General features: G+C 67.4%; 25 protein-coding genes. 5 read left to right on the top strand and 20 right to left on the bottom strand.

All coding sequences use genetic code 11. From position 1 onward, the window contains the following. Positions 1 to 78: 78 nt before the first annotated feature. The 5 genes from KBY77_RS06725 to KBY77_RS06705 all read right to left on the bottom strand — a co-directional run bounded on the left by KBY77_RS06725 (position 79) and on the right by KBY77_RS06705 (position 4,581). Positions 79 to 909, bottom strand: coding sequence for a hypothetical protein (locus tag KBY77_RS06725; RefSeq protein WP_255102793.1), 831 nt, complete (start codon positions 907 to 909; stop codon positions 79 to 81). Beyond that, a complete protein-coding gene (locus KBY77_RS06720) occupies positions 906 to 1,619 on the bottom strand; it encodes a PilN domain-containing protein (RefSeq protein WP_255102792.1) in 714 nt (237 codons plus the stop codon). The genes KBY77_RS06725 and KBY77_RS06720 overlap by 4 nt, the downstream gene beginning before the upstream one ends. Further along, positions 1,616 to 2,587: a type IV pilus biogenesis protein PilM gene (gene pilM, locus KBY77_RS06715; protein ID WP_255102791.1), complete on the bottom strand. Its 972-nt coding sequence runs from the start codon at positions 2,585 to 2,587 to the stop codon at positions 1,616 to 1,618. Before pilM ends, KBY77_RS06720 begins: the two co-directional genes overlap by 4 nt. Before the next feature lie 63 nt (positions 2,588 to 2,650). Further along, complete coding sequence (locus tag KBY77_RS06710) at positions 2,651 to 3,856, bottom strand: quinone-dependent dihydroorotate dehydrogenase (RefSeq protein ID WP_255102790.1); 1,206 nt, start codon at positions 3,854 to 3,856, stop codon at positions 2,651 to 2,653. After that, complete coding sequence (locus tag KBY77_RS06705) at positions 3,853 to 4,581, bottom strand: ribonuclease H (protein WP_255102789.1); 729 nt, start codon at positions 4,579 to 4,581, stop codon at positions 3,853 to 3,855. The genes KBY77_RS06710 and KBY77_RS06705 overlap by 4 nt, the downstream gene beginning before the upstream one ends. 77 nt (positions 4,582 to 4,658) lie before the next feature. Between KBY77_RS06705 and KBY77_RS06700 the strand changes: the two genes are divergently transcribed. Next, positions 4,659 to 5,369, top strand: coding sequence for a DUF3747 domain-containing protein (locus KBY77_RS06700; RefSeq protein ID WP_255102788.1), 711 nt, complete (start codon positions 4,659 to 4,661; stop codon positions 5,367 to 5,369). Between the two features lie 256 nt (positions 5,370 to 5,625). On the opposite strand, the gene rplL is transcribed toward KBY77_RS06700, so the two are convergent. From rplL to gloA, 8 genes are all read right to left on the bottom strand, one after another. Next, on the bottom strand, positions 5,626 to 6,009 hold the full coding sequence (gene rplL / locus KBY77_RS06695) for a 50S ribosomal protein L7/L12 (RefSeq protein WP_255102787.1): 384 nt from the start codon (positions 6,007 to 6,009) through the stop codon (positions 5,626 to 5,628). A gap of 62 nt (positions 6,010 to 6,071) precedes the next feature. Beyond that, positions 6,072 to 6,602 carry a 50S ribosomal protein L10 gene (gene rplJ / locus KBY77_RS06690; RefSeq protein WP_255102786.1) on the bottom strand — a complete coding sequence of 177 codons (531 nt, stop codon included), beginning with the start codon at positions 6,600 to 6,602 and terminating at the stop codon, positions 6,072 to 6,074. A 288-nt stretch (positions 6,603 to 6,890) separates the two neighbouring features. Next, positions 6,891 to 7,598: a 50S ribosomal protein L1 gene (rplA, locus tag KBY77_RS06685; protein ID WP_255092315.1), complete on the bottom strand. Its 708-nt coding sequence runs from the start codon at positions 7,596 to 7,598 to the stop codon at positions 6,891 to 6,893. A gap of 120 nt (positions 7,599 to 7,718) precedes the next feature. Beyond that, complete coding sequence (rplK, locus tag KBY77_RS06680; RefSeq protein ID WP_255092316.1) at positions 7,719 to 8,144, bottom strand: 50S ribosomal protein L11; 426 nt, start codon at positions 8,142 to 8,144, stop codon at positions 7,719 to 7,721. 123 nt (positions 8,145 to 8,267) lie between these two features. Beyond that, complete coding sequence (nusG, locus tag KBY77_RS06675) at positions 8,268 to 8,951, bottom strand: transcription termination/antitermination protein NusG (protein WP_255102785.1); 684 nt, start codon at positions 8,949 to 8,951, stop codon at positions 8,268 to 8,270. A 63-nt stretch (positions 8,952 to 9,014) separates the two neighbouring features. Continuing rightward, positions 9,015 to 9,263: a preprotein translocase subunit SecE gene (gene secE / locus KBY77_RS06670; RefSeq protein ID WP_399212388.1), complete on the bottom strand. Its 249-nt coding sequence runs from the start codon at positions 9,261 to 9,263 to the stop codon at positions 9,015 to 9,017. Positions 9,264 to 9,331: 68 nt separating this feature from the next. Further along, positions 9,332 to 12,187 (bottom strand): ATP-dependent Clp protease ATP-binding subunit, encoded by a 2,856-nt coding sequence (locus KBY77_RS06665; RefSeq protein WP_255102784.1) that lies wholly within the window; start codon positions 12,185 to 12,187, stop codon positions 9,332 to 9,334. 54 nt (positions 12,188 to 12,241) lie between these two features. Beyond that, positions 12,242 to 12,649 (bottom strand): lactoylglutathione lyase, encoded by a 408-nt coding sequence (gloA, locus tag KBY77_RS06660; RefSeq protein WP_255102783.1) that lies wholly within the window; start codon positions 12,647 to 12,649, stop codon positions 12,242 to 12,244. Between the two features lie 139 nt (positions 12,650 to 12,788). On the opposite strand from gloA, the gene eno reads away from it, so the two are divergent. Together eno and KBY77_RS06650 are read left to right on the top strand one after the other, a co-directional pair. Next, positions 12,789 to 14,084 (top strand): phosphopyruvate hydratase, encoded by a 1,296-nt coding sequence (gene eno, locus KBY77_RS06655; protein WP_255102782.1) that lies wholly within the window; start codon positions 12,789 to 12,791, stop codon positions 14,082 to 14,084. A 64-nt stretch (positions 14,085 to 14,148) separates the two neighbouring features. Beyond that, positions 14,149 to 14,628, top strand: a complete 480-nt coding sequence (locus KBY77_RS06650) for a hypothetical protein (RefSeq protein ID WP_255102781.1) — start codon at positions 14,149 to 14,151, stop codon at positions 14,626 to 14,628. A gap of 33 nt (positions 14,629 to 14,661) precedes the next feature. Here KBY77_RS06650 and KBY77_RS06645 read toward each other — a convergent pair whose 3' ends face one another. Then, positions 14,662 to 15,978, bottom strand: coding sequence for a hypothetical protein (locus tag KBY77_RS06645; RefSeq protein WP_255102780.1), 1,317 nt, complete (start codon positions 15,976 to 15,978; stop codon positions 14,662 to 14,664). A 232-nt stretch (positions 15,979 to 16,210) separates the two neighbouring features. Here KBY77_RS06645 and KBY77_RS06640 point away from each other — a divergent pair, with 232 nt between their 5' ends. Together KBY77_RS06640 and KBY77_RS06635 are read left to right on the top strand one after the other, a co-directional pair. Beyond that, positions 16,211 to 16,513, top strand: coding sequence for a helix-turn-helix transcriptional regulator (locus KBY77_RS06640; protein ID WP_255102779.1), 303 nt, complete (start codon positions 16,211 to 16,213; stop codon positions 16,511 to 16,513). A gap of 322 nt (positions 16,514 to 16,835) precedes the next feature. Next, on the top strand, positions 16,836 to 17,786 hold the full coding sequence (locus tag KBY77_RS06635; protein WP_255102778.1) for an outer membrane protein: 951 nt from the start codon (positions 16,836 to 16,838) through the stop codon (positions 17,784 to 17,786). 14 nt (positions 17,787 to 17,800) lie between these two features. Here the strand turns inward: KBY77_RS06635 and KBY77_RS06630 are convergent, their stop codons facing one another. From KBY77_RS06630 to argJ, 6 genes are all read right to left on the bottom strand, one after another. Beyond that, the gene (locus KBY77_RS06630; protein WP_255102777.1) at positions 17,801 to 18,937 is read right to left on the bottom strand and encodes an FAD-binding oxidoreductase; all 1,137 of its coding nucleotides are present in this window, start codon (positions 18,935 to 18,937) and stop codon (positions 17,801 to 17,803) included. A 48-nt stretch (positions 18,938 to 18,985) separates the two neighbouring features. Next, positions 18,986 to 20,668 carry an AarF/ABC1/UbiB kinase family protein gene (locus KBY77_RS06625; RefSeq protein WP_255102776.1) on the bottom strand — a complete coding sequence of 561 codons (1,683 nt, stop codon included), beginning with the start codon at positions 20,666 to 20,668 and terminating at the stop codon, positions 18,986 to 18,988. Beyond that, the gene (locus tag KBY77_RS06620) at positions 20,668 to 20,967 is read right to left on the bottom strand and encodes a hypothetical protein (protein ID WP_315856467.1); all 300 of its coding nucleotides are present in this window, start codon (positions 20,965 to 20,967) and stop codon (positions 20,668 to 20,670) included. Before KBY77_RS06620 ends, KBY77_RS06625 begins: the two co-directional genes overlap by 1 nt. Positions 20,968 to 21,045: 78 nt before the next feature. After that, positions 21,046 to 21,609, bottom strand: a complete 564-nt coding sequence (locus KBY77_RS06615) for a hypothetical protein (RefSeq protein ID WP_255102774.1) — start codon at positions 21,607 to 21,609, stop codon at positions 21,046 to 21,048. A gap of 27 nt (positions 21,610 to 21,636) precedes the next feature. Then, the gene (gene sulP / locus KBY77_RS06610; RefSeq protein ID WP_255102773.1) at positions 21,637 to 23,391 is read right to left on the bottom strand and encodes a sulfate permease; all 1,755 of its coding nucleotides are present in this window, start codon (positions 23,389 to 23,391) and stop codon (positions 21,637 to 21,639) included. Positions 23,392 to 23,482: 91 nt separating this feature from the next. Then, the gene (gene argJ / locus KBY77_RS06605) at positions 23,483 to 24,712 is read right to left on the bottom strand and encodes a bifunctional glutamate N-acetyltransferase/amino-acid acetyltransferase ArgJ (protein WP_255102772.1); all 1,230 of its coding nucleotides are present in this window, start codon (positions 24,710 to 24,712) and stop codon (positions 23,483 to 23,485) included. Between the last annotated feature and the right edge of the window lie 26 nt (positions 24,713 to 24,738).

The raw sequence follows: 24,738 nt of genomic DNA, 5'->3' as shown, positions 1-24,738 counted from the left end.
ACATCCATCACGCCGGAATGTTATTAGGAGTGCTCTGTAAAAACCAGATGACCAAATGCGACTGTGGCCCCTGCCTGCTCATTGGGGTGGAGCCGGGGGCTGCGCTGTGGGTTGGGGTTGGGGAGCCGGCGGTGACACCGGTGCAGTGGGGCTGGCCGCTGGTGGCGGACCAGCAGGGGCTGGGGCGACGGCAGTGTTGGCCGGTTTGCCGGCGGGCTTGACGGCTGGGCCTTCGCCGTAGAGCGCCAGGTTCAGCTTCAGCACCACCTGGGGAATGGGCGGCGCCTGGGCTGCGGGCCTGTTGGCGACCGGCTGGGCCTGGGCACGGACGGCTTCCAGATCAAGATTGAGATCGCTCTGGGCCACCAGCAGGCTGAGACGCTCCAGCCGGCGCAGGAACACCAGCAGGTTCGGATAGCGACCACGGGCGCTCAGCAGCAGCGTCGTGCGGCGCAGGCCATCGGCTTCGAGCGGATCCGGCGGGGGGGCAGGCTCCTTTTCATTTCCGCCAGCAGGCGCCGGAGCCGCAGCGGGCTTGGCCTCCACCGGCTCGAACACATCGAGCTGAACCCCAGTGGCTGCGGCTTCCCGGTTGAGCTGGGCCAGAAAGGTGCTGATCTGGCCGCTGCCGGCGATCAGCTTCAGCAGGCTGGAGCGCTGACCATCCACGGTCTTGACCTGGTCAAGCTGGCGCACCCGCTGGGCCCGCAGCAGCGGCAGCCGCTCATTCATGCCCCGAAGCTCATCAAGCTGGAGCTGATTGCGGCGCAGCTGATCCCAGGGCTGAAACACTCCCCCCAGGGCCACCAGGCCGGCCAGCACCACCCCAGCCGCCACGGGCAAGCCGATCAACACACCATTGCGCAAAAGCAGAGACCGGGGCGGCGCGCCCTGCTGAAGATTGGTCATCGCAGCAGGCCCTCCTTCTGCAGCAGCTCCAGGCGGCGTGCCATGCCGCCGGCACCCAGCTCCTGCAGCTGGGTCAACTGGGCCGGCCCGGACGGTGGAGGGCTGAAGGCCGCACTGACCTCAAACTCCACAAAGCCACTCTCGGGGCCCTTACCGGTCTGGTTGGGATCTGTGTCGTTGCGGATCGCGCGATTGAGATTCACGCTGGCAGGGTTGATCAGTGGCGAGCCCTTCAGGCGCAACACCAGGGCGTTGATCCGCTCAAAGGCCCCGGGGTCGCTGGTGCGGCCCTTGAGCTGCAGATCGTCCTTGCCCACCAGAACCGACGTGAGCTGCAACTCAGCCGGTGTGCGGCCGGCCAGGTCGGTCATCAGGGCTGAGCCTGAGCGCACAGCCACCAGGCCGGTCACCAGCTCAGCATTTCCTTTGCTCTTGCGCTCCAGGTTCCCCTTATCGGCGGCGAGTTCAGCCTCCAGCGTCTCCACCTGGCCCCGCACCGGTGCCAGCCTGGCGAGTTCCTGCTCCAGCAACATGGCCTGCAGCTTGAGCAGCAGCGTCGCCCCCAGGGCGCAGAGCACGAGGCCAGCGCCGATGGCCGATCCGATCAGCAGCAGCCGCCTGGCGTCGGGCGGCCTGGGCGGCTCAGCGGGCAGGCCCAGCTCAAGGCGGCGTTCACGCAGCAGGTCAAGGCCGGGAAGCATCGGGCTCATAAAGCCAGCTCCGCTTGCATCAGCCCATGCAGAGTGAGCAGAGCCGGGCCGGGGGGCAGCTCCTCTTCGCCGTCATCGGGGGGGAGAGCGATCCAGCCCAGGGCTACAGGATCGAGGATCTCCACGGGCCAGTCACCGCTGCGGCGCAGGTTCCCGGCCAGCAGGGGCAGATCCGGGCTGGCTCCTGCCAGCCAGATGCGAACGTCCGTCGCGCCGGGATCCCGGCTGCGCCAATAGGCCAGGTATCGCTCCAGCTGATCGCCGAGGTCGTCCATGGAGCCGTTCAATTCCTGCCCATACTCCGGCAAACCATGGCGCACCAGGGTGAGCCGTGCCCCCCGCTCGTACGGCACCAGCAACGCGTCGAGCCGATCAGGTCCGGCCCCGTCCAGCAGAGGGGCCAGGGCCCGCAGTTCACACACCTGGGCGGCTTCCAGCCTCTCCAGCTCCACGCCGGCGATGTCGAACACCTCGATCCAGTTCAGCACCCGCTGGCGGGGCGCAGTCACCAGGAGGGAGGAACAGCCAGTGGCCTGGATTCCATCAGCCTCCAGCGGCAGAAGGCTGATGGTGGCCTGGGATAGCTCATAGGGCAGAGCCAGGGCGGGATCGATCTCGCGCAGGGCCTCGCCTGGTTCCTCTGGCCAGTCGTCGAAGGGCCATTGCACCACCCTCCAGGCACAGGCCGCAGCCGGAAGCACCGCCACCACCTCAGCCCCCACCAGACCCAGCTCCACCAGCAGATCGCCGATCAGATCGCCCAGGGCCATCACCTGCTGGGGCTCGCCGCCGGAGCAGGCACCGGCGGGCAGGGACACCCGCCGCAGAAGATCCAGCTGCAGCGGCTGGCCGCGACCCTTGGTGGTGAGCACCGTGACCGCACGATCCTCCAGAGCGATCCAGACCCTGCGGGGAAACAGCCTTGCGGTGAATGGCTGGAGTTGTTGCCGCAAACCGGCAAGGACCAATCGTCTCGTCCTGGAATCCGCAGGCAGCGTATCGGCCTCCAGGCGTTTGCGCACCTCCCCCGCTCAGCGCCAGGGCAGACCGCTGCCCACGACCTCACTGAGGTGGCTGCAGCCATGACGATCCAGCTGGTCGCCCAGGCCCTCGAGAATCGCCGGCACCAGGCCCGGACCCTGGTAAATCCAGCCTGTGTAGAGCTGAATCAGCGAAGCTCCCGCCGTGATCCGCTCCCAGGCGGCCTCGGGAGAATCGATGCCTCCCACCCCGATCAGGGGCAAGGCTGGACCGGCCGTGGCCCGTAGCCGCCGGATCACTTCCAGAGCCCGACCGCGCAGGGGAGCGCCGCTGAGGCCGCCGGCCTCCTGGGCGAGGGTTTTTCCGGTCTGGGGCAGGCGCCGGTTCTCCAGCCCCAGCCGGTTGACGCTGGTGTTCACCGCGATCACCCCGGCCAGCCCCTCCTCATAGGCCAGTCGCGCAATCGTGTCGATGGCGTCGTCTTCGAGGTCGGGGGCGATCTTGACCAGCAGGGGCGGGCAGGCCGAGAGCCGCCGCAGCCGCTCCACCAGACGCCGCAGCTGCACGGCGTCCTGCAGCTCGCGCAGGCCCGGGGTGTTGGGTGAACTCACATTGATCACCACGTAGTCGGCCAGGGGCGAGAGCAGCTCCAGGGAGGAGGCGTAGTCGTCGGGGGCCAGCTCCAAAGACGTGATCTTCGACTTGCCCAGATTGAGACCCAGCACCGCAGGCCGCTGGCCCGGCAGGGGCAGGCGCTGGCGCTCCAGGTTGCGCTTCACCCCCAGGGCGCCGTCATTGTTGAAGCCCATGCGGTTGAGCGCGGCCCGCTCCTTGGCCAGGCGAAACAACCGCGGCCGCGGGTTGCCCGGTTGGGGGTGCCAGGTGATCGTGCCCAGTTCAGCGAAGCCGAACCCGAACAGGTGCCAGATCCCAGCCGCCACCGCATTCTTGTCGAAGCCGGCGGCAAGACCAACCGGATTGGCGAAGCGACAACCGAACAGCATCTGCTCGAAGCGATGGTCTCGCCGTTGCAGCTCGGCGCCGAGCCCCGCCAGGCTGCCTGACACCAGGGGCCAGTCGCGTCGCAGGGAGGCCTGGGCCAGGGCCGCGAGGGTGAGGCTGCTGAGCTGCTCGGCATCGGCCCCCTCATCCCTGGCCAGCAGCGGGCCCACCCAACGGCGGTAGAGCGCACCCGTGCTGGTGCTGGTGCCGCTGCTGGCGCCTGAGGAGGCGTGATCCGGATGCTCCAGGATCATCGGGACTCCTGCAGGGCTGGATCGGTGCGCTCCAGACGCCAGCGGCCCTCGCTGGTGGGACTCACCCGCCAGTCACGCCAGATCCAGGGGCCCTGCCGCTCCTGCAGACGGGCCAGGGGCTGCTCCACCAGGCGGGCCAGTTCGGCGGTCGTCAGGGCGTAGCCGCCGCTGGCGAGGCGGTCGGCCACCTCGAGGCGGGTGAGCAGTTCGCCAAGGGCCGCGGGCGCCGGCTGATCGAGCCCGTCCCCCTCAGGCTGGGCCAGCTCGGGGGAGCTTCCGCGCGAGTAGGCCACGGCGATCGCATCGCAGCGATCGTTATCGGGATCACCGCTGTGCCCTTTGACATGGGCCAGGCTCAACCCCGGCAGCCGCGCCCGGTCCAGCTCCTCCCAGAGGTCGCGGTTGAGCACGGGGCCGCCGGAGGCGGTCCGCCAACCCTTCCGCTTCCAGCCCGGCATCCACTTGGTCAGACCATCGATCAGATAGCGGCTGTCGGTGCGCAGGCGCAGGTCGGGATGAAGGGGCAGATTCCGCAACTCCTTCATCATGGCCAGGGCCGCGGTGAGCTCCATGCGGTTGTTGGTGGTCGCCGCGGCTGCACCCCCCAGTTCGCGCACGCTGCCGTCCTCGAAACGCAGCAGGCAGCCCCAGCCACCAGGGCCAGGATTGCCGCTGCAGGCGCCATCACAGGCGGCCGCCACCACCCGCACCGGCTCAGTTGCCACTGGGCAATCCGGCAATTGTTCGGTAGACAGTGGTGCCGTAGACCTTGGTGACGATGTTGGGACGCATGAAATCCACCATGCAGCGAACCTACCTGGCCCTTGCTGGGGCTGGGCTGGCCGCCGCCGCGCTCCAGGCCGTCACAACGCCCCTGGCGGAAGCCGCCGGGGTCTTCGACAGCCAACCGGTGGAAGCGTCCCGCTTTGCGGTGCTGGCCAAGCCGGTGGGCTTCGCCGACTGGTCATTGGTGCTGATCGAGCAGACGGCCAACGGCCAGCCCTGCTGGCAGGCCAGGCCCGACGGCCTGGTGGATGCCTCGATGAACCGCTTCGATTCCAGGGGGATCTGCACCAGCTATGCCGGCAGCAACGCCTACTCCCTGCGCGTGGCTGGCCAGGACCTTGCCAGCCGCTACCGCCTTCGCCTTGCTCAGGTGGGCAACGAGCTCCAGTTGCAGGCCATGAGCCCCGCGGACACCACCCTGCTGCTGCTGGGCCGGGGCCAGATCAGCCGCCGGGATCCCGATGGATTCGTTCCGATCAGGCTCGAAACCGACTGGCAACTGAACCGCCGCGTCTTCGGCCAGCAAACCCTCAACCACATCTATTTCGCTGCCAGCAATCCCCTGGAGCAACTGATCGCCCAGGCCGGCGGGCGCAGCCTCGAGAGGGTTCAGCCCATCGCCAGCACGGGACCGGACAACCTGGGACGCGCCATGGAGAACATGGCCAGAGGTGGCGAGCTGGAGAGTGGTCCGATCGCCCTGCAGGTGATCCCCTTCCGGGAGTGACAGTCGACACAGCGGCCCTCGCGGCTGGCACCCTACGGATCCATTCCGTATCTTTCACTTGTGTGAGGAGTGCAGAACGCTCTCCCGGGGTCGAAACGAGGACAGACTCCCGGCATCGTTCCACCTCGAAAGCCTGCCTTCGGCGGGCTTTTTTTTTGGCCTTGTCGTCCCACCAGCAAAAAGCCGGCCCCGGGAGGCCGGCTGAGTGAGATGGGTGGGGTGGTGCTGGCGGAGGGAAAACCTCCGCCGGGCGCGATCACTTGATGGTGACTTTGCCGCCCACTTCTTCGATGGACTTCTTGAGGGCTTCGGCTTCGTCCTTGGCGATGCCTTCCTTGACGGCCTTGGGAGCCGCCTCGACGAGGGCCTTGGCTTCGCCCAGGCCGAGGCCGGTGGCCTCGCGGACGGCCTTGAGGACCTTGATCTTGGCTGCGGCATCGAAGCCGTCGAGGATCACATCGAACTCGGTCTGCTCTTCAGCGGCCTCGGCGGCAGCGGCAGGAGCAGCCGCCATCATCACGCCGGCGGAAGCGGCGGCGGACACGCCGAAGGCCTCTTCGATCTGCTTGACGAGCTCGGAAGCTTCCAGCAGGGAGAGGGTCTTCAGTGACTCGAGAATGTCGTCAGTTTTGGTGGTCATGGTTGAGAATCAGCAACAGATCTGTGGAATGGAACCGGCCGAACCGGTGGATTTCGAGGGGCTCAGCTGGCGTCGCCGCTTTCGGCGTGCTGCTTGAGGGCCCGGGCGAGACCGGAGGGAACTTCGTTGATACCGACAGCCAGCTTGGTGGCCACCGCATTGATCGCACCAGCGATCTGGGCGATGAGCACCTCTTTCGAGGGCAGCTCACCAAGGGCCTTGATGTCGTTCTGGGAGAGGAGCTTGCCTTCGAAAAGGCCGCCTTTCACATCCGACTTCTTGGTGTCCTTCTGGAAGGCCTGAATGGCCTTGACGGCGCCACTGACATCGCCACTGATCAGGACGAAGGCGTTGGTGCCGGTGAGCAGGGAATCGAGTTCCGACCAGGCACTGTTTCCATCGATGGCACGGCGCATCAAGGTGTTCTTGGTCACCTTGCAAATACCGTTACTGGCCTGCAGACGGGTCCGCAGATCAGACATCTCCTTGATGGAAAGACCCTTGTAATCAAGGACCAGTGCCATTTCGGCCTCACCGAGGAGCCCCTTGAGCTCTTCGATGATCTGTTGCTTGTTCTCCAGCGTGCGGCCCATGGGTTTGGTACGGAGTTGGGGGGAACAAGCCGGGACGCGGCCGCCGACTCCCCAGCCGGTGTGAACCGAAGGGGGAGCATCGAGGCCGCTGAACGGTGATCTGCCCGGAGAATCCGAACCGAAAAGAGTCGCGTGCACCTCGGCAGGGTTTACAGGACCCGAGCCACTGGGATCTCCCACCGAAGCGGAGAACCCGAAGCCGAACCACTGACCTGCTGTCTTGGGCCGGGCGCGTGCCCGATCCATGAGCCTACACGGCAGGATGCGCCGTCACTTCACCTCCAGTGCTCAGCCCTCCAGCTTGATGTCCTGCAGGGCGGTGAAATCGACGGAAACGGAGGGGCCCATCGTGGAGGTGAGATAGAGGCTGCGCCAGTAGCGGCCCTTGGCACCACTGGGCTTCTGGCGATCGATCGTTTCCTGCAGGGCCTTCAGGTTCTCCAGCAGGTCGTCGACTGAGAAGCTGGCCTTGCCGAAACGCACGTGCACGATGCCGGTGCGATCGGCGCGAAATTCCAGCTTGCCCGCCTTGAACTCGTTGATGGCTCCCGCCAGATCGGTGGCCACAGTGCCGGCCTTCGGGTTCGGCATCAGACCACGGGGACCGAGCACTCGGCCCAGCTTGGCCACCTTGGGCATCATGTCCGGGGTGGCGATCAGCAGGTCGAAGTCCATCTGACCGCCGGCGATGGCGTCCACCAGCTCGTCGTCACCGGCCAGGTCTGCCCCGGCCGCTTTGGCTTCGGCCACCTTCTCACCACGGGCGATCACGGCGATGCGGATGGTCTGGCCGGTGCCCTTGGGCAGGGCCACGGTGGTGCGCAGTTGCTGGTCGGTGTATTTGGGATCGATGCCGAGGCGAACGTGGGCTTCGATCGTTTCATCGAACTTGGCGTTGGCGTTGGCCTTCACCAGCTCGAGGGCCTCGAGCGGGGTGTAGTCGCGGTCCTCGATCGTCTCGAGCAGGGCGGTGAAACGCTTGGATTGTCTGGGCATGGGTTTCAGCGGGGTTCAGGCGACAGGCTCTGCGCGGCCAGGGCCGGCGGTGACCGTCTCCCCCGGGTGGGGTGATGTTGGTGGTTGAAGCGGGAGTCGCGGAGCTTGGCTCCAGCGGGATCAGTCGCTGATGGCGACGCCCATGTTGCGGGCGGTGCCTTCGATGATGCGCATGGCCGACTCCAGGCTGGAGCAGTTGAGATCGGGCAGCTTGGTGCTGGCAATCTCCTGGAGCTGGGCACGGCTGATGGCGCCCACACTGCCCTTGGCCGAGGTGGCGGCACCCTTATCGATGCCTGCGGCCTTGGTGATCAGCACCGAAGCCGGAGGGGTCTTGGTGATGAAGGTGAAGCTGCGGTCCTCGAAGACCGAGATCTCCACCGGGATCACGTAGCCGGCCTTGTCCTGGGTGCGGGCGTTGTACTCCTTGCAGAACGCCATGATGTTGACCCCGTGCTGGCCGAGGGCAGGGCCCACCGGTGGTGCGGGGTTGGCTTTGCCGGCGTTGAGCGCCAGCTTGATTACGGCAACGACTTTTTTGGCCATCGGCTGGTCTACGGAGGGAAGCGCTGCGGATCGCCTGACCCTTGGGTCAAGGCGTTGGGCGGCGACACCGGAGCGATGCCGCCAGGTCGGGCCACCCTCCGCAGGGAGGCGGCCCCGTGGCGATCAGCTTTGCTTGCTGATCTGGGCGAACTCGAGTTCCACCGGGGTTTCCCGGCCAAAGATCGAGAGCAGGGCCTTGAGCTTGCTGCGCTCGCCGGAGACCTCGATCACCTCGCCCTGGAAGTCCTTGAAGGGACCCGCCGTAACCAGAATCTGATCGCCTTCGGCCAGATCGACCTTGACGACGGGCTTCTTCTCGGCGGCGCGCTTGAAGATCCGATCGACTTCCTGGCGGGTGAGGGGCCTGGGCTTGATGTGACCACGGGCCCGGCCGGTGGAGCGACGCTCCTCCTGGCCCACGAAGTTGATCACGTTGGGGGTGCTCCGCACCGCCATCATCGTGTCTTCATCGAGCATCATCCGCACCAGCACGTAGCCGGGGAAGACCTTTTCCTCGGCGGCCTGGCGGCTGCCGTCCTTCTTGAGCTTCACCGCCGGGGTCTGGGGAATCTCTATCTCGAGAATGCGGCTGTCGACCCCCAGCGTGATGGCACGTTGCTCCAGGGTGGCCTTCACCTTCTTCTCACAGCTGGAGGCCACCTGCACCGCATACCAGCGGGCCACCATCGGCTTGCCTTCGCGCTCGGCCGCCGGGGGGGGAGCTTCAAGGGCGGGCCCGTCAAGGCTGGCGGCGTCCTCAGGGGCGCCGTCGAGGCTGGCGGCAGTGACGAGATCGGCTTCGGACACGGGGACGGAGGAGTGGGTGCTCAGAAGGAACGGGACCGGGAGAGAGGAGGAGCCACCGGCTCCTCAGGGGAAGACCTGGCTGGAGGCCCAGCTGTAGAAGCGATCGACGGCGGCGATGGTGGCGGCCGAGAGACTCACCATCAGGATCACCGCCACCGACTCGCTGAAGAGCTGCTGACGACTGGGCCAGACCACCTTGCGCAACTCCTCCAGGGTGGAGGAGACGAATCCACCGACACCAGTGGGCTGGGCAGGCTTGGTCTCCGGCTCAGCGATGTCGTCGGGGGCGTTAGTGCGGCTGGGAGAATCCACGGGCGCGGGCGCACCGGACGGCAAGGCGAACCGGCAAACGAACACCCTACCGGACACCCTTTCAACCCTTACTCCAGGGGAAGGAAGCGCAGACTGTCGGCACCTCCGGGGCCGGCTGGATCGCAGAGGCAGACGCGCACGCCTCGGGCCCCGCGGAAGTGGTCTTCGAGCAACTCGGTGGCCAGGGGATTCTCGATGCGACGGCGCAGCACCCGGCGCAGGGGCCTGGCGCCGAATTCCGGCTCATAGCCCAGCTCCGCCAGCCGGCTCACCACCGCCTCATCGATCTCAAGCTCCAGCCGTTGCTCCCGCAGCAGCGCCGCCAGCTCCGCCACCTGCAGGCGCACGATGCGTTGCAGGTCGCTCGGCGCCAGGGGCCGGAAGCGGATCACCTCGTCGATGCGGTTGAGGAACTCCGGCCTGAACTGTCCGGACAGGGCGCGCTCCACCGCCGCCTCAAGGCCGGATTCGTCGCCGCTGCGGGCACTTTCAAGAATGGCCCGGCTGGCCAGGTTGCTGGTCATCACCACCACGGTGTGGCGGAAATCGACCGTGCGCCCCTGGGAATCAGTGAGGCGCCCGTCGTCGAGCACCTGCAGGAGCAGGTTGAACACCTCGGGGTGGGCCTTCTCCACCTCATCGAGCAGCAGCACCGCGTAAGGACGGCGGCGTACGGCCTCGGTGAGCTGTCCACCCTCCTCGTAGCCCACATAGCCGGGAGGCGCCCCCACCAGCCGGGCCACGGCGTTGCGCTCCATGAATTCACTCATGTCGAGCCGCACCAGGGCGTCCTCCTCATCGAAGAGAGCCGCCGCCAGGGCCTTGGCCAGCTCGGTCTTGCCCACGCCGGTGGGGCCGAGGAAGAGGAAGGAGCCCACGGGCCGACGCGGATCCTGCATGCCGGCCCGGGCCCGCCGGATCGAGGCGGCCACCGCCGCCACCGCCTCGGGCTGGCCGATCACCCGTTCCGCCAGCCGCTGCTCCAGCTCCAGCAGCTTCTGCCGTTCTCCAGCCAGCAGGCGCTGGATCGGGATGCCAGTCCAACGGGCCACCACATCGGCGATGTCGCCCTCCTCCACCTGCTCGCGCAGCAGGGAGAAACCGCCGCGCTGATCGTCGAGCAGTTCCTGCTCCAGGGCGGCGCGGCGCTGTTGCACCAGTTGCAGCTGATCCACCTGCAGGCGAGCCGCTTCCTCGAACTCGCCGTCCCGTTCGGCCTCGGCGATCGCCAGCCTCAGCTCATCGTCCTGCTGCAGCAGCTCCCTGAGCTCCGCCAGCTGATCGCGCTCCGCCTGCCAGCGCCGCTGCAGATCCTGCAGCCGCTCCAGGGCGGTGCGCCGCTGCTCCTGGAGGCCCACCCGCTCGTCCTGGGAGGAGGCCTCAGCCCCGAGCAGGGCCAGCTCGATCCGGCGCAGGTCGAGTTCGGCGGCCTCCACCACCTGGGGCTTGGAGGTGACCTCCATGCGCAGCTGGGCGGCGGCCTCATCGATCAGATCGATCGCCTTGTCGGGCAGGCAGCGGTCGGCGATGTAGCGGTCGGCCAGACGCACCGCCGCCTGCAGGGCTCCATCTGTGATGGTGACGCCGTGGTGGAGCTCATAGCGCTCCTTCAGGCCCCGCAGGATCTCGAGGCTCACCTCCTTGCTGGGTTCACGGATCACCACCTGCTGAAAGCGGCGGTTGAGGGCGGGGTCCTTCTCCACCGTGCGGCGGTAGTCCTCCGGCGTGGTGGCGCCGATGCAGCGCAATTCACCCCTCGCCAGGGCCGGCTTGAGAATGCTGCCGGCATCGGCACTGGAGCGGTCAGTGCTCACCACGGTGTGCAGCTCGTCGATGAACAGCACCACACCGCCATCGCCGTCCGAAGCGCGGCGTCCCTGCTCCGGCTCCTTCACCTCCGCCAGCACACTGCGCAGGCGTTCCTCGAACTGACCACGGAACTTGGCGCCGGCGATCAGGGCACCGAGGTCGAGGGCGATCAGGCGGAGGCCTTTGAGGGAGTCGGGCACTTCGCCAGTGGCGATGCGCTGGGCCAGGCGTTCAGCGATGGCCGTCTTGCCGACACCGGGCTCCCCGATCAGGACCGGATTGTTCTTGCCGCGGCGGGAGAGCACCTGGATCAGCCGGCGGATCTCGGTGTCGCGCCCGATCACGGGATCGAGCAGGCCCGCGCGGGCGGCGGCGGTGAGGTCGCGGCCGTACTGCTCCAGGGCGCTGGGCTCAGCCTCCAGAGTCAGCTCCTGATCGGGGGCTTGGGCCTGAGTTGCCGCCGCCGGACCGGGCACCGGACCGGGCGCGGGGGCAGGCCGGGGGCGGCGGGGCATGGAAGTGGCAGCGGCTGCAGCGGGGCCAGGGATCGGCGACAGCGCAGCCGGCTCCTGGGAAGGGCTGTCGATCCAGTCGTCGGATGGGGCGGGAGGCGCTTCGAAACGGCGGGGGCCAGAGGCTGGGGCGGCCGCGGGCCGCAGCTGGCGCAACAGCTGCGGCTCGTTCAGCCCCTCCTCCGCCAGCAGCGCTCCCCCCAGGCGAGGTTCATCGAGCAGGGCCAGCAGCAGATGGGGAATGTCGAGCAGGCGCGAGCCCCAGCCGGCGCGGCGGCGGTCGGCCTCCTCCAGCAGGTCTTCGAGGGCATCGCCGATGTAGAGCTCGTCCCCAGGGGATGAGGGCTGCTCGGCGCAGAACGCCTCCAGACCATCGAGCAGGCGCTCGCGCTCGATCGGCAAGGGATCCACCCAGGCCGCGAAGCGTGGATCCTGCAGCAGAGCCTGGAGGAGGTGCTCCACATCCATCTGGTCATGACGCCAGCGGCGGGCCTGATCCTGGGAGGCCAGCAGCAAGTTCCAGGCGGCCTCGCTGAACCGGTCGGGATCGCTGGTGAGGCTGACGGGCTGGGGAGTGCTCAAGGGCAGGGACTCAGGGCGCATCGGACCGCGAGGCCATCGGACTCAGGTCAACCCATCTTCATGCGCCGCTGGCGTTCAGGCAGGGCTCCGCTCGGGGCTGGACGACAACTGAATCAGCTCGACCTTGTAGCCGTCTGGATCCTCGACGAAGGCGATCACGGTGCTGCCGTGCTTCTTCGGGCCCGGCTCCCGCACAATCCGCCCTCCCTTGGCGGCAATGGCGGCGCAGGTGCCGTGGATGTCATCGACGCCGAGGGCCATGTGGCCGTAGCCCTCGCCCAGCTCATAGCGCTCGATGTCCCAGTTGTGGGTGAGTTCCAGCACGGTGGAGTCGCTCTCGTCGCCGTAGCCCACAAACGCCAGGGTGTAGCGGCCGGCGGGATAATCCTTGCGGCGCAGCAGACGCATCCCCAGCACCTCGGTATAGAAGGTGATCGACCGCTCCAGATCGCCCACGCGGAGCATGGTGTGCAGCAGGCGCATCGTGTTCGGGAGGGCAGATCCAGTCAACTCTGGCGGCAGGGCCGACCCAAACGGCTGGTCCGTCGGTACCGACCGTCACATCGGAGCGCCCCGGGGCGGCCCATAGGATCGCCGCAAGCCCTGACCGCCTGCAGTTTTCGTGTTCGACTCCCTCGACCTCGTGATCGATTCCATCGTGGCTCGGGAGGTGCTCGACTCCCGGGGCACCCCCACGGTGGAGGCGGAAGTGCGGTTGGAAGGGGGCGCTCAGGGCCACGCCATCGTGCCCAGCGGCGCCAGCACCGGCGCCCATGAGGCCCATGAGTTGCGCGATGGCGGCAGCCGCTACGCCGGCAAGGGCGTGCTCCAGGCGGTGGCGAACATCGAGGAGAAGATCGCCCCGGTGCTCTGCGGTCTCACCGCCATCGAGCAGGTGGCGGTCGACACCGCGATGATCGAGCTCGACGGCAGCGACAACAAATCAGCCCTGGGGGCCAACGCGATACTGGCCGTGAGCCTGGCGGTGGCGCGGGCAGCCGCCGATGGAGTGGGCCTTCCCCTCTACCGCTACCTCGGCGGTCCGATGGCCACCCTGCTGCCGGTGCCCCTGATGAACGTGATCAACGGCGGGGCCCACGCCGCCAACAACCTGGATTTCCAGGAATTCATGCTGGTGCCCCACGGTGCCCCCAGCTTCCGGGAGGCCCTGCGCATGGGCACCGAGGTGTTCCATACCCTCAAGGGTCTGCTGGCGGCCCAGGGCCTGTCCACCGCCGTGGGTGATGAGGGCGGCTTCGCCCCCAACCTGGAGAGCAACGACGCAGCCGGCGCCCTGCTGGTGGCAGCAATCGAAAAAGCCGGCTACAAGCCCGGCGAGGAGATTTCCCTCGCCCTCGATGTGGCCAGTACCGAGTTCTATGCCGAGGGCCGCTACGCCTTCGGCGGCGGCAGCTACAGCTCCGCCGAGATGGTGTCTCAACTGGAGGCGCTGGTGAGCCGCTATCCGATCGTCTCGATCGAGGATGGCCTCGCCGAAGACGACTGGGAGGGCTGGGCGCTGATGACCGAGCGCCTGGGCAGCCGGCTCCAGCTGGTGGGCGACGACCTGTTCGTGACCAACACCAGCCGCCTGCAGCGCGGGATCGACGCCGGCACCGCCAATTCGATCCTGATCAAGGTTAATCAGATCGGCTCCCTCACCGAAACCCTGCAGGCGATCGATCTGGCCGGCCGGGCCGGCTACACCAGCGTGATCAGCCACCGCAGCGGCGAAACCGAGGACACCACCATCGCCGACCTGGCGGTGGCCACCCGCGCCGGCCAGATCAAGACGGGCTCCCTCAGCCGCAGCGAGCGAGTGGCCAAGTACAACCGGCTGCTGCGCATCGAGGACGAACTGGGCAGCCAGGCCCTCTATGCCGGAGCCGAAGGACGGGGACCCCAGGGGAAAGCCTGAGCAGCCACTCCTCGCTGGTTGATTCCTAGGCGGTACCATCGCCGCCATCCTTGTTGGCTGACTGGTGATCCCTTCCACTCCGGCGCGTCTGACCCATGCCCTGGCAGTTCTGACGATCGGTGTGATGGCTGGTGGACCATCGCTGGCCCAGCCCACTCCCACATGCACGTTCCTGATGCCCATCGGTGGCTCCGAGCCGGTGGTGAGCAAACGGATCGGGCGAGGACGACTGCTGGGGCGCAACAACTGGAACACCGATTTCATCGTCGATCAGCCCTTCACCAGCTACCGCTTCTTCTTCACGGCCACCTCCACCGACCAGGCCAGTTATCCGGTGCAGGGGTTCATGCGTTTCACCGACGGGACGAGCCTGCAGCTGTTCAACGAAACGATCACGCCCCCCCAGGGCACCGGACGGATGTGGGGCCCCTTCGCCTCCGTGCCGGGCAAGCGCACCAGCCAGATGAACTTCAGGATCGGCTCCTCCAGCCAACCTGGAGCAGTGGGGTTCAGCTATCGGATCTCCGTCCAGGGCTGCAATTGAAAGCGGCCGGCTCGGCCTCGGCCCCCCTCAGGCTCAGACGGGGGTGGCATCCCTGACGCTGGAGAACAGGTCGATGTCCCAGCCCACCAGATCTCGGCGGATGGCTTCTGCTCGCGGACGCGGCAGCTGGCGGGCCAGGTCTTCACCGGTGATCACCCCAGGCAGCTCTCCACCGTCCTCGCGCAGGAAGGCCAGCGCGTGCCAGGTCAGGATCGCCGCCCCCACCGCAGTGGGGTAGGCGATGTAGGTGGCGCCGGCATAGGGGCTGTTGAGCAGCCCGTGGTAGCGCAGATAGCTGAGCCCCACCGTCTCGATCACGGTCTGACGCTCGTTGCGAACCGTCTCGGTGACTCGGATTTCGGCGGCAGCCGCAAAATGGGCGCGGCGGATGACACCATTGCGCAGGTAATCCTCGATCCGGCGTGGCTTGTTCATCCCCGGCAGAATGGCCCTCACCATTGCCTCCACCGTCAGCTCACTCTGCTGCGGCAATGTGCGCTTCGAGAGCAGGTTGAGCTGGAAGAGGGCCTTCACCAGCTCAACCTCTGAGCCACCGGTGTAGATGCCGATCGACTGGATCTCTGGGAAGGAGCGATGCAGCGACAGCAGCTCCTCCTGGTAGAGGGGGTACTGGCGAACGGGCTTGCTTTCGTTGGGAAAGGTGTAATCGCGCGGGTCCTTGAAGGGTTCCAGGATCTGCAGCCGGCCATCACGGATCTGGCGCGGCTGCTGGGCCAGTTCCTCGAGCGCCACCAGCGGCGACCAGGAGAACACCACCTCGTCGGAGTCGATGTCCTCAAGCAGATAGAGATCGACGCTCTCGATCTCCAGGTCGCGACGACGGGCCGCGCACAGCTCCACCAGGCGCTGACCGATCAGGAAATTGGTTACGCCCGGAGAAATGCCTAGGTTGATCAGGGCCGTCAGGCCACGCGCACGGAGATCGGCATCGGCCTGGTACTGGGCGAAGGTGAGGCTGCGCTCGGTCTCGGCGTCGTACATGTCGGAGGCGAGGTCCACCAGGTGTGCCCCCAGGCGAAGTCCGAGTGCCAACAGCGGCTGGTTGAAGGCGGGGTGGGCCGCATTGATCAGTACCTGTGTTCCGATCAAGGACGCGGGCGGTTCAGCATCGGCCGCGAGCAGCGGAGCGAAGTCGACGACGCCGACGAAATCGATGCGATCGAACAGGCGCTCGGCATGGCAGAGCGCATCCCGGGCCAGATCGGGATCGAGCACCACCACGACGAAGCGCAGCGGAACGCCGTCGCGTTCGGCCAGTTCGGCCAGACAGATCAGCATCGAGGAACCAACGGCACCGAGGCCGAAGAAGGCGATCGTGATCGGGTCCATCGTGGTCGGGTCCGGGGTCTCGGGAATGCGGCGTCCCCGAGGTCGGAGGACCCTTCAAGGGGGAAGACGCGCCGGTGGGACGGCCGTCGCTGCTTTTCTACCGCAGGGATCTGCCACGGTCCGGAACCAAGGCCAGCCATGACCGTTCCTGCCGCATCCTGCGGCCGTTCACCGCCCCCTCCGCCCGGTTCCCCAGCCGCGGGAGCAGGCGTTCACCGACTTGCTGGAGTGGATGAGGGCCCATCTGCACAGCCCGATCACCCTCACCCAGATGGAACTGCGCAGCGCCTACTCCCGCCGCAATCTTCAGATCCTGTTCCAGGAGAGGTTCGGCTGCAGCCCGATGCAATGGCTCAAGGCTCAGCGCCTCGAAGCGGCCCGGCAGGCCCTGCTCCATCCTGAAGCGGATGACACGGTGGCGTCGATCGCCCGCCGCCACGGCTTCGCTGATCTCTCCGGCTTCGCCATGGGGTTTAGGCGTCGCTACGGGGTGCTGCCCTCGGGTGTGTTGCGCCTGGGGCGTTCACCGGACTGAGCAGACTGCCAACGGATTGCCGCGTTGGCACAGGTGTACAGGCAGACCGCAATCTCCAACCGGAGCGAGGCAGGAATTGAGATGGTATGGAATAGTTTCCCTACCTTGTTCGATGCCGCCGGCTGGCGCTCGCGAATGGGTTGGGTTCAATTCTTGTCTTGATCACGTGGCCTGGTTCCTTCATTCTTCTCCAGAACGCCGTTCATGGGCCCGGGTCCTGCCGATCAGCAGCAGTTTGCTGACTGGCCTCCTGGCTTCGACCATTTCCCTGGAACCCTGTGCTGCCAGGGCCGCCGAACCGCCTTCAGCGGAGCCCTCCCTGATGGGGCCGATCCTGCGGGAGACCGCTCAGGCTGAACCAGTCCAGAACGAATCAACCCAGGTTGAACCCGCCTCCGTTGAGCCGGGCGCCAGCGAAGCCCAGCCAGCGCCGTCGCCCTGGGCCGCCACCTTGGAGCTCTACGGCTTCGCGCCGCTGCGCACTTCTGGGACCACCACCGTCCGAGGCTTCACAACCGACCTGGATCTGGACCTCGGCCAGGTGCTCAGACCCCTGACGTCCGCGGCCTACTTCCGGGGCAGCGTCGAGTACGGCCGGCTCGGACTCCTCACCGATATCAGCTATGTCTCCGTCAAGGGAGAAGAGGGAAAGCTCAAGGAGATCAGGACACGCTCCATCGAAGGCCCCCTTGGCGAGCGCAGCCTCACCTTCACTCCTGACGGCCAGCGCAGCATCGAGGCCAGTATCGGAAATATCCAGGGGATCTATGACCTGGCCCTGCGCTATCGCTTCGGAGAGCGCGAATCGGCCGTGGCACGCTCCGGCAGTTTCACGATTATTCCCTATGCCGGGGTGCGGTTCGTCGACATGCAATACGACCTGGAGGTTCAGAGCCAGGCATCTGGCGGAACCCTGACGTTCAAGGGGCCGAGCCTGGAGAAGTCACGGACGTTGCAGGGCTTGAATCTGCAGCGGCAGCAGTCGTTCAGGAGCACCGTGGCCCAGCCCCTGGTGGGGACCCAGGCCATGGTGTTTCTCTCTCCCCGCCTGAGGCTCTTCGCCCGTGCCGATGTCGGCGGCTTCGGCGTGAACAACTCCGATGACTACTCATGGAACGCCCAGGCCGGCCTCGGCTATGCCATCGGCAACTCCACCCAGCTCAACCTGTCGTGGCGCTATCTGCACCTGGGGGGAAGCAATGATCAGACCCCCGAAAATGCGTACAGCATCAATCAGAATGGCGTGGAAGCCGGTGTGAAGTTCTTCTTCTGACGGCGTCACCAGCATCAGCCCAACGCCGAACCCGGCATGGCATAGAGCTCCGCGAAACCCTTGAGGATCTCCGTTTCCGCTTCGGAGTCGAACGTGGTCGTTGGGTCGCCATGGACGTACGTCCCCCCCAGCAGAAGTCCCTCGGAGCGGGGATGCAGGTAGAGGGAGCCAGCTGAGAGCGTGTAGCGCAGGCGCGGATCGGGGGGAAGCATGGTCAGCTGACCCTTGACGGGCACCAGCTCGTTATCACCGAACAGGGCGGCGCTGCCGAGCCCGGTGCAGTTCACCACCACGGACTCCGGCAGCACAGCGATCTCGCCTGGCGCCTCGAAGCGCCGCTGCACCAGCTCTACGCCCAGGCGCCGCAGATCACGCTGCATCGCCAGCAGGTACTGAGGCATGTCGATCAGCAGCCCAGGCGTGGCCCCCACCCAGGCCGCCTGAAAGGGCAGGCCACGATCTGAGACATCCTGGGGTGGCGGGATCAGATCGGCCAGCAACGTGTCGGCCCAGCCGGGTGAGGGCGGCTGTGAGCCCAGGCGGAGGTGAGGGAGGAGCGCCACGCCATAGCCTCTGCCGACCAGGCGGCGGAAGCGCTGATGCGAGAACAGCAACGCCTGCCGCAGGCTGGCATCGAGCTCGGGTGAGCGGAAGGCGGGGTCGACCAGCTGGGAGGGGAACCAGCGCGCCGCCGCCACATCCGAGGTGGTGTGCGGGGAGAAGCGATCGGCGTACAGCCGCACCGGGCGGCCCCGCTCCCGCAGCAGCCAAGCGGTCGCCAGGCCCACCGCGCCGCCGCCGAGCACTGCAACCGCCCCGCGGCCTGGTGCCGCCAGCGCCAGGTCCACCGCCTGCCGGGCCGTCCCCCAGGAAAGGGTGACGCCGGAGCCACCGTGGCCGTAGTGGTGGATCAGCGTGGTGCGGCCGATCGCTTCCGCCTCGAGCCGGACACCCATGGGCCGGAAGGGTCTCAGACCCACCAGCCGCCGCACGATGCGCTCGGGGGCGAGGTCCGGCACCGCAACGGTGAAGTCGGCGGGGAGGAACGATCCTTCCGCTGTGGGGGCCGCAGCGACGGGTCTCCAGGCCCCGGCCAGGACGGAGCCGGCCAGCGCCGTGGATCCAAGCAGGAACTGACGGCGCGACGGCATGGGACTCAGGTGATCGACCAGCTCACCCCCAAGGGGACGCTCAACTGATCAGCTGCCCCCTCCGCTGGTTCCGGGCAGCTTCTCCAGCCGTGCGTCGCGGCGCAGCCGCCCCTGCAGCTTCAGCCAGCTCAACGCCACCGGTGCGGCCAGCACCAGCGGCACGGCCACAAGAGCCGGGATCGGGCCGGAGGCCAGGAGCGCCGCCGCCACGGCGAGGCCGCCGAGCAGGAAGGACTGGCCGGAGACCTGTTGGGCCAGCGCCAGACGCCGCAGCAGGCGGTCGGTCTCACCGGCACGGATCTGCACCTGAAGATCACCCTGCTCGATCCGGGCGAGGCTGTCGTCCAGCCGTCGAGGGATGCCGAGCGCGCGGCTGCCGAGGTCGCCGGCCTGGCGCCCGAGTTCACCTAGAAAATCATTCGGTCCGTTCCCGCTGGCGGTCATCAGGGGCAGCAGGTAGGGGCGGGCAATCGAAACAAGACTAAAGCCGGGATCGAGGCTGCGGCCGACGCCCTCGAAGGTGGAGAGGGCTCGCATCACGAAGATCAGCTCAGATGGCAGCCGGAACGGCTGGCCATAGACCAGGTCGTAGAGGTCACCGGAGAGCTTCTCGAGGATGTTGGCGGAAAACGGCGGCGTGAGCGCTTCAGTGAGCATCACCCGCACCAGCCGTCGCACCGGGCCGGGATCGATGCCGGCCGCGATCACTCCGGCCCCCTGCAGTTCCACCACCAGGGCCGAGGCATCCCGTGCCGCCGCGGCCCGCACCATGCGGCCCAGCCGGCTGCGCAGACGCTGGGAGATCTGCCCCATCATTCCGAAGTCGTAGTAGATGAGGGCACCATCAGCCGCCACGGCCAGGTTGCCGGGATGGGGATCGGCGTGGAAGAAGCCGAAGCGCACCAGTTGCTGCAGGTAGCTGGCCGCCCCCTTTTCGGCCACTGCTGCCGGATCGATGCCTGCCTCCACCAGGGCGCTGCGATCGGTGATCTTGATGCCGGGCAAAAAATCGAGGCAGAGCACCCGGCGGGTGCTGAGTTCCCAGATCACAGAAGGGATGCGGATGCCGGCGTCATCGAAGAACTGCTGGCGGAAGCGGGCGGCGTGTTCGGCCTCGAGGCGGAAATCCAGCTCCCGCAACAGCACCCGGCGACACTCCTGGGCGATCGACACCCAGTCGCGGCCCTCGCCCCAGCGCGGATGGCGCTGCATCACCGCCGCCACCTGCTGCATCACCTCCAGATCGAGGCGGAACAGCCGCTCCAGCCCCGGCCGCTGGATCTTGAAGACCACCTGGCGGCCACTGCGCAGGCTGGCGCGGTGCACCTGGGCCAGGCTGGCGGAGCCGAGAGGCTGCTCCTCGAGATCGATGATCTCGGCGCAGCGCTCCCCCAGTTCCTGCTCCAGAAGAGCCTGCACCGTGACGAAGGGGAAGGCCGGCACCCGGTCCTGAAGATGGGCGAGTTCCTCCACATATCCCGCTGGCAACACATCCGGGCGTGCCGAAAGCAGCTGGCCCAGCTTGATGAAGGCGGAGCCGAGGCTGATCAGTTCATTCGTGAGCCAGCGGGCGCGCCGCTGCTGCCGCTCCTGCCGCCGCTGCTCGCTGACGCCACCTGGATAGGTCCAGTCCTTTCCGTCCCACCAGAGCCCCGCCACAAGGCTCAGTACTGCCGACCAGATCCGCAGTGAACGGGCCAGGGCACGCCACTGTTGGCGCAAGGTCCCCATCAACCCCGGTCCTCGAGCTGGCGGGAAAGGGTGGCCACGCGGGCACGCAATTCGTCGATCTGGTCCAGGGGCGAAGAAACAGACCATCCTCGGGCGCTTGAGCCTCCGGAGGATGGGCCAGTTTCTTCGTCATCTGCGGCGAAGCCAGCTCCTGCTTCGGTTTCCAGCCGTTGGGCCTCCTGCTCCACTTCACTCCAGAACAGTTCCAGTTCACGGCGAAGGCGCTCCGGGGCTTCCTGGGCCAGCACCGCCAGGCTGGCTGCCGAATCGGCGAAGCCGCTGCCAAGGCGGGCTCCCAACCGATTCAACGCAGCCTGCAGGAGGGATTGGGGGGCATGCATCGAATGGACCGTCCGCTCTGGCCAAACTGTGGCAGATCAGGGCTGGAGGTCGGGAGAGCGCGGTGGTGGCGGCGCTAACGGCGGGGCTGCTTCCCCGGCAGGTTCAACCCCCTGGGGTTCAGGCGTGGAACCTGAGCGCTCGGAGGCAGCCTCGCTGGCTGGCTGCTCCTGCCGGGGCTCGCTGGCTTCGGGATTGGCCGCTTCGCTCTGCCTGCTGCTCTCGTTCTTACTGCTGTCCGTCTTGCTGCTCTCCTGCTCAATCAGCTCCGGATTGCCCGGAAGCTCCTTCTTGTCTGCACCGAAGCGCAGACGCAGGCTCTCCAGGCTGGTTCCTGGAAAGGGCTTGACATCAAAGCTCTGGTCCAGCTTGACCGCCTCGCCCTTGCCCAGGCTCAGCAGCCGGTCGGTGAGGCTGTAGCCCACGCCAAAGCAGAGGCCAGCCGCCAGGGGCAGCACCCACGGGGCCCAGCGCTTCGGCGGTGACGGCGACTCAAGGCTGGATCGACGGGATCGGCGCCGGGCTCCGCCCTCTGCCTCTGGCATGGGAGCTGGATGCAACTGCCCTGCCATCCTGACCTCCAGGGAGGCAGGCAGGGTCATGGCTTCACCTCACGCTCTCGATCAGGCTCAACCGACGGACCCAGCGGCGCTTCTCGAAGCCTGGTCCTGAAAGGCGGCGATCGCCGTTGGCAGGGTGGGATAAAAGTGCTCGGCGCCGATCCTCTCCGCCACACCGGCTCTGGCGAGCTGTAGGTAGAGATCCTGCTTGACCCGGGCCATGGCGAAGACGATGTGCCGCCCAGCCAGCTCCTGCTGCAACTCCCGCAACACATCAGCAGCGGTGATGTCGATCTCCACGATCGCCTCCGCATTGAGCACGAACCAGTCGACGGCAACGGTTTCGGCATCGATCGCCAGCAGGGCGCGGCGGCGGAAGTCCTCGGCATTGGCGAAGCAGAGCGGCGCGTCATAGCGGTAGAGCACCAGCCCGGGGATCGTGCTGGCGCCCTCCCAGTCCTCGACGTCGTGGAGGCCGGCCAGGTTGGGCGCGTTACCCAGTACCGCGTCATGGGGGCGCACCAGGCGGGCAAACAGATCGATCACCGACAGCGCCACCGCCAGCCCCACGCCCATCAGGAGGTCGGTGAGGAGCACCCCGGCGAAGGTGACCAGCGCCAGGCGGAACTCACTGAGCTGGAAGCGCCGCAGGCGCTGGAACTCGGAGATGTCGATCAGGCGCAGGGCGGCGTAGATCACGATCGCGCCCAGGGCCGCCTTCGGGAACAGGGCCAGCAGCGGCCGCAAAAAGAGCACAACCAGCGACACCGCCACGAAGGCCACCAGCGAAAACAGCTGGGAGCGGCTGCCAAGCGCCGCGCCGATGGCCGTGCGGCTGCCGCTGCTGCTGACCGGAAAGCCCTGCATCAGACCGTTGCCCAGATTCACCGCCCCCAGCGCCAGCAGCTCCTGGTTGGCATCGATGCGGTAACCGCCACGGGCTGCGAAGGCGCGGGCGGTGAGCACGTTGTCGGAGTAGCCCACCAGGGCGATGCCCACAGCTGCGGACAACAGGAATCTGAGTTTCTGAGGAGCAACGCCCTCCGGCAGGTGGAAACCTGGCAATCCGGCGGGGATCTGCCCGATCACGGCGACGCCCTGCTGATCAAGATGCAGCACCGCCACCACCGCCACCGCCAGCAGCACCGCCAGCAGCGGACCTGGGGCGGCGGGGAAGCGGCGCTGCACCAGCAGAAGAAACACCAGCACCCCGATGGCCAGCAGCAGGGTGGGGCCATGGATCTCACCGCTGCGGCCGGCCAACTCCCGCAGCTGACCCAGCAGCGACTCAGCCTGAAGATCCAGGCCGCTGATCTTGCCGATCTGGCCGCTGATCATGATCACGGCCACCCCGGCCATGTAACCCACCAGGATCGGCTTGGAGAGCAGATCGGCCAGGAAGCCCAACCGGCCCCAGGCCCCCAGGAAACAGACGAGGCCCACGGCCAGGGCCAGCAAGCTGGCGAGGCTGGCGTAGGCCAGCGGATCACTCCCGGCGAGCGGCGCGATCGCCACCGCCGTCATCACGGCCGTGGTGGATTCAGGCCCCACCGAAAGCTGGGGGGAGGAACCGAGCAGGGCATAGAGCAACATCGGCGGCAGGATCGCCCACAACCCAGCGACCGGCGCCACACCGGCCAGTTCCGCATAGGCCATGCACTGCGGAACCAGATAGGCCGCCACGGTTACTCCCGCCAGCAGGTCTCCCCTGATCCAGGCGGGTTGATAGGAGCGCAGCTGCCGCAAACCGGGCAGGATCGATGTCAGAGAGATCGCTCGTACCAAGGCCTGTTCAATCGGGAGCCGCCACCCGGCAGCCGCCACCGACTGGAAGATTCGTGACTGGAGCGTTGCACGGAAGCCAGCGCAACCCTGAGCCGATCGGTGCGGCTGTCACCGCTTGGCACACCGGCGTTCAGGTGGTGTAGTCGGCGTTGATGCGCACGTATTGATCGGAGAGATCACAGCCCCAGGCCCGACCCTGGCCGGGGCCGTCGCCCACCACCAGGCGGATGGTCACGGTGTCGCCACTGAGATAGGCGCCGGCGGCGCGCTCAGCCATGAAACGGGAAGCGGCCTGGCGGTCGAAGGACACGGGCTGACCTGCGGCCATCAGCTGGTGCTCCCCCAGCCAGAGGGCCACCGCCTCGGGGTCGAACTCCACACCGGCGCGGCCAGCCGCGGCCACGATCCGGCCCCAGTTGGGGTCACGGCCGTGGACCGCGCACTTCACCAGCGACGACCCGCAGATGGTGCGGGCGATGGCGCGGGCGCCGGCGTCATCCGTCGCCCCTTCCACCCGCGTCTCGATCAGGCAGGTGGCCCCCTCGCCGTCGCGGGCAATCGCCCTGGCCAGGTGCTGCGACACCGCCGTCAGGCCAGCCTCCAGCGCGTCGAAGTGCTCCGGGCTCAAGGGCTCGCCGGCTGCAAAGGCCAGGAACGTGTCGTTGGTGCTGGTGTCGCCGTCGACCGTGATCGCATTGAAGGAACGATCCACCGCCCGCCGCACCATCCCTTGCCACAGCTCCGCCGGCACACCGGCATCACAACTGAGGTAACCGAGCATCGTGGCCATGGTGGGGTGAATCATCCCGGAGCCCTTGGCCATGCCGCCGAGGCGCACACGCCGGCCGCCCAGGTCGGCCTCCAGGGCGACCTGCTTGTCGATCAGATCGGTGGTGAGGATGGCCGTGGCGGCAGCGGCGCCCCCCTCGGGGCTCAGGGCCTCCACCAGGGGATCCAGGCCCGCCAGCAGGATCTGCATCGGTATCGGCACGCCGATCACGCCGGTGGAGCAGATCAGCACCTCCTCGGCGGCCAGCCCCAGGAGATCGGCGGTGGCCTGGGTGGCGCGCAGGCTGTCGATCAGGCCCAGATCGCCCGTGCAGGCATTGGCCTGGCCGGAATTGGTGAGCACCGCCCGGGCGCGGCCGCCGCTGGCCGCCAGGCGCTCGGCGCAGAGATCCACGCAGGCGGCCCGCACACGGTTGGTGGTGAAGCTGCCCGCGCAGACGGCCCCTGTCGGAGCCAGCAGCAGCGAGAGATCAGGCTTGCCGGAGGCCTTGAGGCCAGCGGTGCTGCCGGCCGCCAGGAAGCCGGTGGGAGCGGTGAGGCCGCCGGGGATCGGGTGCCAGGGAAGGGACACAGCGGCAGGATGACTCACACCATCCT

The organism is Synechococcus sp. Cruz-7E5, from assembly GCF_024345995.1.
Taxonomy (GTDB): domain Bacteria; phylum Cyanobacteriota; class Cyanobacteriia; order PCC-6307; family Cyanobiaceae; genus Regnicoccus_A.
This window is presented reverse-complemented; position numbering and strand designations above follow the sequence as displayed.